The organism is Streptomyces sp. NPDC058289 (assembly GCF_042880975.1).
GTDB lineage: Bacteria > Actinomycetota > Actinomycetes > Streptomycetales > Streptomycetaceae > Streptomyces > Streptomyces stoeckheimensis.
This window is the reverse complement of record NZ_JBHVYI010000030.1, coordinates 22,822-32,875: the sequence shown is the minus strand read 5'-3', so window position 1 is coordinate 32,875 and position 10,054 is coordinate 22,822. Positions and strand designations below refer to the sequence as shown.

General features: G+C 71.4%; 9 protein-coding genes. 4 read left to right on the top strand and 5 right to left on the bottom strand.

Annotation, left to right across the window (positions count from 1 at the left end; translation table 11 throughout):
- Positions 1-108 precede the first annotated feature (108 nt).
- Positions 109-1,785, bottom strand: a complete 1,677-nt coding sequence (locus tag ACFVX6_RS17610; protein ID WP_389692367.1) for an FAD-binding oxidoreductase — start codon at positions 1,783-1,785, stop codon at positions 109-111.
- A gap of 316 nt (positions 1,786-2,101) precedes the next feature.
- On the opposite strand from ACFVX6_RS17610, the gene ACFVX6_RS17605 reads away from it, so the two are divergent.
- Genes ACFVX6_RS17605 through ACFVX6_RS17595 form a run of 3 tightly spaced genes read left to right on the top strand, consistent with a single transcriptional unit; the run spans position 2,102 to position 4,865 of the window.
- Positions 2,102-2,638 (top strand): VOC family protein, encoded by a 537-nt coding sequence (locus ACFVX6_RS17605; RefSeq protein ID WP_389692365.1) that lies wholly within the window; start codon positions 2,102-2,104, stop codon positions 2,636-2,638.
- The gene (locus ACFVX6_RS17600; RefSeq protein WP_389692363.1) at positions 2,638-3,126 is read left to right on the top strand and encodes a nitroreductase/quinone reductase family protein; all 489 of its coding nucleotides are present in this window, start codon (positions 2,638-2,640) and stop codon (positions 3,124-3,126) included. The genes ACFVX6_RS17605 and ACFVX6_RS17600 overlap by 1 nt, the downstream gene beginning before the upstream one ends.
- 47 nt (positions 3,127-3,173) lie before the next feature.
- Positions 3,174-4,865, top strand: coding sequence for an AMP-binding protein (locus tag ACFVX6_RS17595; RefSeq protein WP_389692361.1), 1,692 nt, complete (start codon positions 3,174-3,176; stop codon positions 4,863-4,865).
- A gap of 78 nt (positions 4,866-4,943) precedes the next feature.
- Here ACFVX6_RS17595 and ACFVX6_RS17590 read toward each other — a convergent pair whose 3' ends face one another.
- The 4 genes from ACFVX6_RS17590 to ACFVX6_RS17575 form a co-directional block, all read right to left on the bottom strand.
- Positions 4,944-6,275, bottom strand: coding sequence for an MFS transporter (locus tag ACFVX6_RS17590; protein WP_389692359.1), 1,332 nt, complete (start codon positions 6,273-6,275; stop codon positions 4,944-4,946).
- A 155-nt stretch (positions 6,276-6,430) separates the two neighbouring features.
- The gene (locus ACFVX6_RS17585; protein WP_389692357.1) at positions 6,431-7,225 is read right to left on the bottom strand and encodes an SDR family NAD(P)-dependent oxidoreductase; all 795 of its coding nucleotides are present in this window, start codon (positions 7,223-7,225) and stop codon (positions 6,431-6,433) included.
- Positions 7,222-7,953 carry an HAD family phosphatase gene (locus ACFVX6_RS17580; RefSeq protein WP_389692355.1) on the bottom strand — a complete coding sequence of 244 codons (732 nt, stop codon included), beginning with the start codon at positions 7,951-7,953 and terminating at the stop codon, positions 7,222-7,224. Before ACFVX6_RS17580 ends, ACFVX6_RS17585 begins: the two co-directional genes overlap by 4 nt.
- A 142-nt stretch (positions 7,954-8,095) precedes the next feature.
- Positions 8,096-8,725 (bottom strand): ScbR family autoregulator-binding transcription factor, encoded by a 630-nt coding sequence (locus ACFVX6_RS17575; RefSeq protein WP_389692353.1) that lies wholly within the window; start codon positions 8,723-8,725, stop codon positions 8,096-8,098.
- A 346-nt stretch (positions 8,726-9,071) separates the two neighbouring features.
- Between ACFVX6_RS17575 and ACFVX6_RS17570 the strand changes: the two genes are divergently transcribed.
- The gene (locus ACFVX6_RS17570) at positions 9,072-9,965 is read left to right on the top strand and encodes a ScbA/BarX family gamma-butyrolactone biosynthesis protein (protein ID WP_389692351.1); all 894 of its coding nucleotides are present in this window, start codon (positions 9,072-9,074) and stop codon (positions 9,963-9,965) included.
- The last annotated feature ends 89 nt before the right edge of the window (positions 9,966-10,054 follow it).

Below are 10,054 nucleotides of genomic sequence, written 5' to 3'. Positions count from 1 at the left end.
CGGGGGGGGGGGGGGGGGGGGGGGGGGGGGGGGGGGGGGGGGGGGGGGGGGGGCCCCCCGGGGGGGGGGGGGGGGGGGGGGGGGGGGGGGGGGCGGCTCGACGCCAGGTCAGAGCCGGACCGACTGCCGGTGCTGGAAGACGTTCCTCGGGTCCCAGGCGCGCTTGATCTGCTGGAGCCGGGCGTAGTTGCCCTTCCAGTACAGGTCGTGCCACGGCACGGCGGAGGTGTTGAAGGCCGGGTCCGAGAGGTCGCCGTCGGGGTAGTTGATGTAGCAGCCGTCGGTGACGCCGTTGGGGACCGGGACGCCGCCGGTGTCGGCGTAGACCTCGCTGAAGGCGTTGCGCACCCAGGCGACGTTCTTGGCGTCGTCCTTGGTGTCGTACCAGAGGCTCTCGAAGTTGGTCTTCATGATCGCGTCGCGCTGGGCGACCGCCGTGGCGGTCGGCGAGACGGATGCGATCCGGCCGCCCGACGCGGAGAGCACGATCCCGGCGAAGGCGCTCGGTGCCGTGGTGCTGGTGAGGTTGCGGTACATGGCGTCGATCTGCCGCTGGGGGGTCGCCGTGCGCAGGTGGGACGACTTGTGGATGCCGCGGGAGGTCGGGTCCAGCTGGGTGGGGGAGATGGAGCCGATGTAGCGGGTGCCCCGCAGCCACGGGTGCAGCCTCGTCGTGGTGTACGCGGAGTCGACCACGCCCGACGAGCGCCGGGTCGCCGAGCTCAGGCCCAGCGCCAGGTCCATGCCGGCGAGGAAGTCCGACAGGACGGCCGCGGCGTCGGGGAGCGAGGCGTCCAACTGGACGACAGCGCCCAGCGAACCGCTGTCGCGGTGGTTGAGCAGCAGCCAGGAGTAGAGCGAACCGGCCGTGGTGCCCGCCGTGTTGTTCTGCTCCAGCCACTTGCCCCAGTAGGTGACCAGGCGGCTGAAGCCGTCCTGTGTGACCTTCTCCCAGGGCCAGTTGGCCAGGGTCAGGTAGATCTGCGACGGCGCCTTGGGCAGCAGCGACTCCGGGCCCCCGGTGGCGCCCGGGGTACGGAACCAGAACCGGGTGACGATGCCGAAGCTGCCGCCGCCACCGCCGGTGTGCGCCCAGAAGAGGTCGCGCAGGCGGGCGTCGGCGGAGTCCCGTGCGGCGATCACGCTGCGGACCGAACCGTCCGCGTTGACGACCACGACCTCCACGGCGTGCAGGTGGTCGACGGTCAGACCGTGCTGGCGGGAGAGGTTGCCGAAGCCGCCGCCGGTGATGTGGCCGCCGACGCCGACGCTGTGGCAGATGCCGCCGGGTATGGTCACGCCCCAGCCCTCGTAGAGGGCCTCGTACACGTCGAGCAGGGTGGCTCCGCCGCCGACGCAGAAGGCGTTCATCGCCGTGTCGAAGGTGACCTGGTTCATCAGCGACAGCTTGATGTTGATCTTGATGTCCGCGTTGAAGACGAAGTCTTCGAAGCAGTGCCCGCCGCTGACCACCGACAGCCGCTTGGAGGTGGAGACCGCCTCGCGCACCGCCGTGACGACCTCGGCCGTCGTCCTCGGCAGCACGATCTTGTCCGGGCGGGCCTGCCAGCGCTGGTTCATGCCCGAAGTGAGATCGGGGTACCGGGAGTCGGCCGGGACCACCGTGACACCGGTCGCCTGGGCGCCGTCCACGCCCGCCGCCCCGGCGAGGCGGGCATCCGCGGCACGTGCTGCGGGGGCCTGCACCAGTCCGCCGGCGGCAGCGGCCAGGGCCATCCCCGATCCCGCACCCACGAACCGGCGGCGCTTTATTTCATTCGTCATCTTCGTCGTTTCCTGGTCTTCGAGTTCATTGGAAGGAAGTCCAGCCCATGAATGCAGAAGCGGGGGCGCATCGAAGGCGGTTCTGGTCGGCTGAGTTCGCCGTTCCGGTCGGCTGAGTTCGCCGCGATGAATGCCATCTCAGCAGGAAGGAGCGCTCCGCCGCCAACCCCCGAAGTCAACTTCGGCAGGTCGGCGCACTTTGGGAACTACGCCTTGATCGGAGGACCGCGGGGCCGCATCGTCGGGCCTGCCCGGGCCTCCGCCCGGGCAACGGCACGGGGCTCCGCCGATGGCGGGACCCCCGGCGGACGGAGTGATGTTGAGCAAGATCCCCGGAGCGCGCGCGGTGCACCACATCGCCTACACCGTGCCCGACCTCGACCAGGCCGTGGAGTTCTTCACCGAGGTCATCGGCGCCGAACTGGCCTACCGCCTCGGCCCGGTGGAGGACCCCGAGGGCACCTGGATGACCGAGAAGCTCGCCGTGCACCCCCGCGCCTCGGCGAACATCGCCATGCTGCGCCTCGGCCCGGTGACCAACCTCGAGCTCTTCGAGTACACCTCGCCCGACCAGGACCGCACCCGGCCGCGCAACAGCGACTGGGGCGGGCACCACTTCGCGATCTACGTGGACGACGTAGACAAGGCCACCGCGTACCTGCGCGAGCAGCCCGGCGTGACGATCCTCGGCGAGCCGGAGACCATCGAGGACGGCCCCATCGCCGGAGACCGATGGGTGTACTTCACGACTCCGTGGGGCCTTTCCATGGAACTCATCAACATGCCGGCCGGCATGCCGTTCGAGCAGACCACGAACACCCGTCTCTTCCTCCCCGAAGGTGAATGGAACTGATGCAGGAAACGAATGGGGCGGTCGACGAGACCGTCAACAGCAATTCCTTCAACCGGGGCGTCATCGAGGAATTCCGGGCCAATGGCGGCCGGGTGAAGGACTTCGGTTCGATCCCCCTCCTGCTGCTCAGCACCACGGGCCGGGTCAGCGGTCTGACCCGTACCACTCCCCTGGTCCACCTGGCCCGGGACGGCCGCCACATCGTGTTCGCCGCGAACGGCGGAGCCCGCACGGCACCCGGCTGGTACCGCAATCTCATGGCGGCCGGCGAGGGCGTCGTGGAGGTCGGCCCGCACCGTTTCGCCGTACGGCCGGAGCCGGTACCGGAGTCGGAGCACGAGGAGCTGTGGCGACTGCAGACGGCTCAGGACCCGAACTTCGCGACGTTCCGGTCCAAGACCGACCGGACCATCCCCGTCGTCGCACTGGTCCCCGTCGGCGACACCGGCCCCGGCATCGGCGACGCCGGCACCGACAACGCCGGCTGACCCGGTCTTCCGGCCCGGAGCGGGCGCCGACCACGAAGGAGCAACGCATGACCACGACCGACCCCACCGAGGAGTTCCGGGCCGCACGGGACTTCCTGATCCTCCACCGGGAGGACTACGACACGGCGTACGCGGGCTTCCGCTGGCCCCGTCCGGAGCGGTTCAACTGGGCCCTGGACTGGTTCGACGCGATCGCCCGCGGCAACCACCGCACCGCGCTGCGGATCGCGGAAGAGGACGGCTCCCACGGCGAACACTCCTTCGCGGAACTCGCCCACCGCTCGGACCAGGTCGCGAACTGGCTGCGCGCCCGGGGCGTCCGCGCCGGCGACCGCGTCCTGGTCATGCTCGGCAACCAGAAGGAACTGTGGGAGACGGCGCTGGCCGCGATGAAGCTGCGCGCCGTGGTCGTGCCGACGACGACGCTCCTGAACGCGGCGGAGCTGGCGGACCGCATCGACCGCGGCGCGGTCCGCCACATCATCGCCCGGTCGCAGGACCACGCCCGGTTCGACGCGGTACCCGGCGGCCTCACCCGCATCGCGGTCGGCCGTCCGACCGGGACGGTGCTCCCGGGCTGGCTGGACTACGAGGACTCGCTGACGGCCCCGGCACGGTACGTGCCCGACGGCCCGACCCTCGCCGACGACCCGCTCCTGCTCTACTTCACCTCCGGCACGACCTCCCGGCCGAAGCTGGTCCAGCACACGCACGTCTCGTACCCGGTGGGGCACCTGTCCACCATGTACTGGATCGGGCTCCGCCCCGGCGACGTCCACCTGAACATCTCCTCGCCCGGCTGGGCCAAGCACGCCTGGTCCAGCCTCTTCGCCCCGTGGAACGCGGAGGCCACCGTCTTCGTACAGAACTACACGCGCTTCGACGCGGGCCGGCTGATGACGGAGATGGACCGTGCGGGCGTGACCACGTTCTGCGCGCCGCCCACCGTGTGGCGCATGCTCATCCAGGCCGACCTGGGCCTGCTGCGCACGCCGCCGCGGGAGGCGGTGGCGGCCGGTGAGCCCCTCAACCCCGAGGTCATCGACGCGGTACGGCGCTCCTGGGGGGTGACCGTCCGGGACGGCTTCGGCCAGACCGAGACGACCGTCCAGATCGCCAACACCCCGGGCGCGGAGGTCGCTCCCGGCTCGATGGGCCGGCCGGGTCCCGGCTTCACCATCGCCCTGCTCGACCCCGCCACGGGCCGCCCGGCCGACGAGGGCGAGATCAGCGTGGACCTGTCCGCCGCCCCGATCGGGGTGATGGCGGGCTACGAGGGGGACCCGGAGCGCACCGCCGAGGCGATGGCGGACGGCTACTACCGCACGGGCGACCTCGCGGTGCGCGGCCCCGACGGACGGCTCACCTACATCGGCCGCGGGGACGACGTGTTCAAGTCCTCCGACTACAAGATCTCCCCGTTCGAGCTGGAGAGCGCCCTGTTGTCGCACGAGGCCGTGGCGGAGGCCGGCGTGGTGCCCGCGCCGGACGCCCTGCGGCTGTCGGTGCCCAAGGCGTACGTGGTGCTGGCGGAGGGCTGGGAGCCGACCAGGGACACGGCGAAGCTGCTCTTCGCCCACTCCCGGACGGAGCTTCCCCCGTACGAGAGGGTGCGGCGCATCGAGTTCGCCGCACTGCCCAAGACGATCTCGGGGAAGATCCGGCGGGTGGAGCTGCGCGCGGCGGCGGAGCGCGGTGACGGGGCCGCCGCCGACTACCGCGAGGAGGACTGCGTCTGACGCCCGCGGGGGCGGGTGCGCAGATCGGGCCCATGCCGTCGTACGGCATGGGCCCGACGCGTGCCCGAGGCGTGGTCCTCAGCGAGCCGCCGGTACGGAGGCCTCCGCGGCCTCCGCCTCGGTGCGCTGCGGGGACCGGCAGATCCAGGTCAGGGGCAGCGTCGCTCCGCAGATCCCCGCCGCGGCGAGCGGCAGGACGGCGTACCCGTACACCCCCGTGATGCCGCTCGCGACGGCCGCTCCGACCGCGATGCCGGCGTTCCCCGCCGAGGCGCCGAGCGTCGCCGCGAGGTCGCCGCCGGGCCCGGCGCGGCGGATCGTACGGAGCTGGAGGGCGGGGGCGAGCCCGAAGCCGGCGAGGCCCCAGACCGCGACGCACACGGCCACGGCCACGGGCCGCTCGCCGAGCAGGAAGAGCGCCGTGAGCACCAGCGCGAGCACCGCGGTCCCCGCGAGCACGGTCGTGCCGGCAGCCCGGTCGGCGAGGTGGCCCCCGAGGACGGTACCGACGGAGCCTGCGGCTCCGAACACCAGCAAGTACAGGCCGACGGCGCCGCCTTGGACCCCCACGACGTCCTGGAGGTACCCGCTGAGCTGGGTGAAGGCGGTGAACTGGCCGCAGAAGACCAGGACGGCGATCGCCAGCAGCGCCATCACCGGCGCCTTCGCGACGTGCTGGAACTGTGCGCGCAGCGCCTGCTGTCCGCCGCTGACGGACGAAGGCACCGCCGCCCGGGTCAGCAGCAGGGCCGCGCAGGCGAGAACGGCGATGCCGGCGAAGGCGTACTGCCACGGCAGGACCTGCCCGGCGAAGGTGGCCAGCGGCACGCCCAGGAGATTGGCCGCGGCTATCCCGCCGAACACCACGGCGACGGCCCGTCCCTTGCGCTCCGGCGGGACCAGGCCGGCGGCCGCCGCGGAGGCGGCGCCGACGAACAGTCCGTGGACGGCGCCCGCGAGCACGCGTACGACCAGGACGACGGCGAAGTCCGCCCAGAGGGCCGCGACGGCGTTGGCCAGGGCGTAGCCGCCGAGCGCGCCGACCAGCACGAGCCGGCGGGGCAGCCGGAGCGTCAGCACGGTCAGGAGCGGACCGCCCAGGCACACCCCGACGGCGTACGCGGTGACCAGCAGACCGGCGGTGGCGGCGCTGACGTGCAGGCTCTCGGCCATCCGGTCGAGGACGCCGATCACGGCGAACTCGGCGGTCCCCACGACGAACGCGCTCAGCCCGAGGACGGCGAGGGCCCTACGCGTCGCACTGCGTTCCGGTGGGCCCGGCGACGGCGGCACGGCCGATGGTTCGGGTCCGGGTCGTCCAGATCCGGGTCCGGGTCCGGGTCCGATGTCGTCCCCGGTTCCTTCTACGGGTCCTGCTCCGGGTCCTGCTCCGGTTGCGGTTCCGTGCATCGTGGATCCTCCGTGCTCCCGCGCCGACCGTCCGTCACGGCGTCTCTGCCGGCCAGCACACCAGCGCCTGCGCCGGCTGTCGTTGCCGACTGCCACAAGTCGCGCCGGGTTTCACGGAGGACCACGAAGGGCCACGGGGAACTGCGGAGGACCGCTCAGATCGCGGTGGCGCCGCCGTCGACCGGCATCGCGGCTCCGGTCACGAAGGAGGCCCGTTCGCTGCACAACCACAGCGCCGCCTCGGCGACTTCGGAGGGCGAGGCCATGCGCTTCTGAACGGAGGCCTCTGCGAACCGCTTTTCCAGCTCTGCGTGTTGGCCCAGCACCTCCTCCATCATCTCGGTGCGCGTGGCGCCCACGATCAGGGCGTTGACCCGGATGTTCGCGGCGCCGTAGTCGGCCGCGGCGGCCCGGGTCATTCCGAGGACGGCGTGCTTGGCGGCCACGTACGCGGCGCTGGCCCCCGTGGCCCGGGTGGCGGCGACACTGGCCGTGTTGACGATGGAACCGCCGGAGCTCTGGCCGAGCATCACGGGGATCTGGTGGCGCATGCAGTTCCACACGCCCGTCACGTTCACGTCCATCGTCTGCCGGAAGACGGCGTCGTCGACCTCGTGCAGCAGCGCGCCCGCCGTGGCGTAACCGGCGTTGTTGAAGGCGTAGTCGAGCCGTCCGTAGGTCTCCACGGCCGCCTCGACGGCTTCGCGCATCCGGTCGGAGTCGACGACGTCGCCCTCGACCGCGAGGGCGCGTCCGCCGGATCCTTCGATCTTCCCGGCCAGCGCGCGCAGCCGCTCGCCGCGCCGCGCGACCAGGACCACGGCCGCGCCCTCGTCGGCGAACGCCCGGGCGGCCGCCGCACCGATCCCGCTGGACGCTCCGGTGATCATGGCCACCCGGCCGGACATCGGTCGCCGGTTGCTGCCGCCGTTGCTCGCGCCCTTGCTCATGCCGATGCCCGCAGGCTCGTACCGGCCGGGACGTCGCTCCACACCGTGCCGCGGAGGGCCTCGGCGTCGATGGCGCGGATCAGCTGCTCGTCGATCGCCTCCAGGGAGTCCACGACGTGCCGTACCCCGGCCTCCTGCATCAGCTGCCGCTGGAAGCTGTGCACGAACTTGCTCGGGTGGCCGATGAAGGGAACGTCGAGGCCCCTGGCGGTCTCGGCCACCTTGGCCACGTCGTCGACGAAGAGCGCTTCCCCGTGTTCCAGTCCGAAGATGTCGGTGGTGATCTCGTGGATCCCGGGACGGAAGTCGTTGGTGCACACGTAGCGCGGGCCGTCGAACAGCTCCGCCCACTCCCCGAGGAACCGGTCGAAGTGGGGCGCGGGCAGCCCTCCGTAACAGACCGTCTGCAGACCGAGGGCCCTCAGCCTCCGTACGAGGTCGATCGCGCCGTCCAGGACGGCGACCGGCTGCTCGGCGAGGTAGACCTCGCGCTCCTCGAAGTAGGCCGCGAGGGCCTCCTCCCCGCTGAGCGCCTGCGGTACGGCGGCGGCCATGTTGCGGCCGGCTATGTGCTGGGGCTGCGAGAACACCGCACGCTCGGTGTCGGCGGTGTAGGCGCCTCCCCGGCCGACGACGAAGGCGTGGATCACGGGGCTGAAGGTGTCGTTGAGCAGGACACCGTCGATGTTGAGGGCGGCGAGCCGAAGTCGGCCGAGGCGGTGGGGCATGGGTCCTCCAGGGACAGGACTGGACAGGACTGGACTGGACTGGACGGAGCGAAGCGGCAGTACGGCGGTACCGGGGCATGGCAGTACGGCGTTGTGGCGCTACGGCGGTGAGCGGTGTGGTGTCGGGCGGCCCTGCGCCACGTCAGCCGATGAGGCTCCTCAGCCGTTCGTGGCTGACCTCGGCGCGGGAGACGACCGCCGGTACGGCGATGCCGGGCAGCAGCAGGCGCCACATCCGCAGGGTGCGGTCGCTGAGGTCCTTCCGGCCGCTGGCCACGCTGGAGAACATCTGCATGCCCGTACACGCCTCGGTGACGAACTCGCCCAGCTCCTCGGGTGACACGCCCGCCCGCAGCTCTCCCCTGCCCTGCGCCTCGCGCAGGCAGTCGGCCATGATCCCGGCCCAGGACTGGTAGGGCGTCACGTCGGAGCCTCCCCAGGAGGCCTGCTCCCCCGTCAGCCGGACGCCGGCCCGCAGGAGCGGGTCGACCTGGAGCAGGTGCGACCAGAACAGGGTGATGTCCACCAGTCGTTGGAGCCCTTCGGACTGCAGCCTGGGGACGATGGTCTCGGGTTGCGCGTTCATCACCGCGCGCGCCAGACCCTCTTTCGAGTCGAAGTGGAAGTACAGGGCGCCCGTGGTGAGCCCGGCCCGCTTCAGGATCAGGTTGATGCTGGCACCGGCGTAGCCGAGCTCGTCGAAGGTCTCGGCCGCCGCGCGCAGGATCGCCTCCCGCGTCTGAACCGCCCGCTCCTGTTTGGGACCAGCCACGCCCTCTCCCCTCCAAAAAGAAACGGAACGGTTCCTATGTTAACGAGCCGGAGCGGTCCGTTGGCAACCCCGAACGGCACCCAGATGCCCCTGAAGGGCCACATCCCCCCATTCCGTCAGGAAGGAACCCTCCCCCCAACCCCACAGACCTGCCGCTTTACGAAGTCTTGACTTTAAACAAAAGCGAACACTCGTTATGTTGAACGAGGAACGGGCGGGGGCCACCGGATCCACTTCCACTGAACCACCCCTGTCCGGATCGACTTCGTTTCCGACGTCCCGGGGGGACAGCATGCTCACGAGCACACTGCCGACAAGGCGCGAATCGCATCCTCAGAGCCGGCCGGTGTCCGCGGCCGAGGTCCACAAGACGGACGCGAGCGAACAGCTCCTGACCAGCTGGCACCCCCTGGGCGCCGACCGGTTCGGCATCTCCGCGAGGTGGCCGGCACAGCACCGCTTCTACGGTGGCGCGTACGGCTTCCGCGACCCGCTGCTGCTGATCGAGTGCGTACGCCAGGCGATTCCCATGCTCTGCCACGCCGCCTACGACGTGCCGTTCGGCTTCCGACAGGCCTGGGAAGACCTGCACTTCCAGTTCGACGCCTCGGCGCTCAGCGCCCACGACGCCCCGCCCACGACCGAACTGGACGTCACCTGCACCGATGTCGTCCGCCGCGGCACCCGACTGGCGGGCATGACCATGACCGTCCGCGCATCCCTGGGCGGCATCACCGCAGCCCACGTAAGGACCCGGTTCTCGAACCAGGCTCCCGCGGTCTACCAGCGCCTGCGCGGCCCGTACGCCGACATGGCCGCGGCCCACGCCCGCGCCCTGCCGCCGGGCACCCCCGTCCCGCCCCGCCTCGTCGGCCGCGAGCGCCCCGAAGACGTGGTCCTGTCCTCCACGGGCACCGCGGGCCGGTGGCACCTGCGCTCCGACCTCGGACACCCGGCACTCTTCGACCACCCCGTCGACCACGCTCCCGGGATGCTCCTCCTGGAAGCGGCCCGCCAGGCGGCCCTGGCCCTGGCCCCCCTACCGGCCACGGTGGTGGCGATGAAGACGACCTTCACCCGCTACGCCGAGTTCGACACCCCGTGCCTCGTCACCGCCACACCACTCCCGGCAGCCCCGGGTACACCGCAGGGAACCAGCGGCACCCTGGTCGAACTGCGGCAGAACGACGGTCCCATCTTCACCGCCGAAGTGACCACGCACCCGGTGCGCCCCGCCTGAGACGGCCAGCCCGAGACGGGCAGCCACAGCGCACCAGCGATCGCCCATTGGCCGCTATACGATCGTTGAAATACGTGATGGGTGCGCAG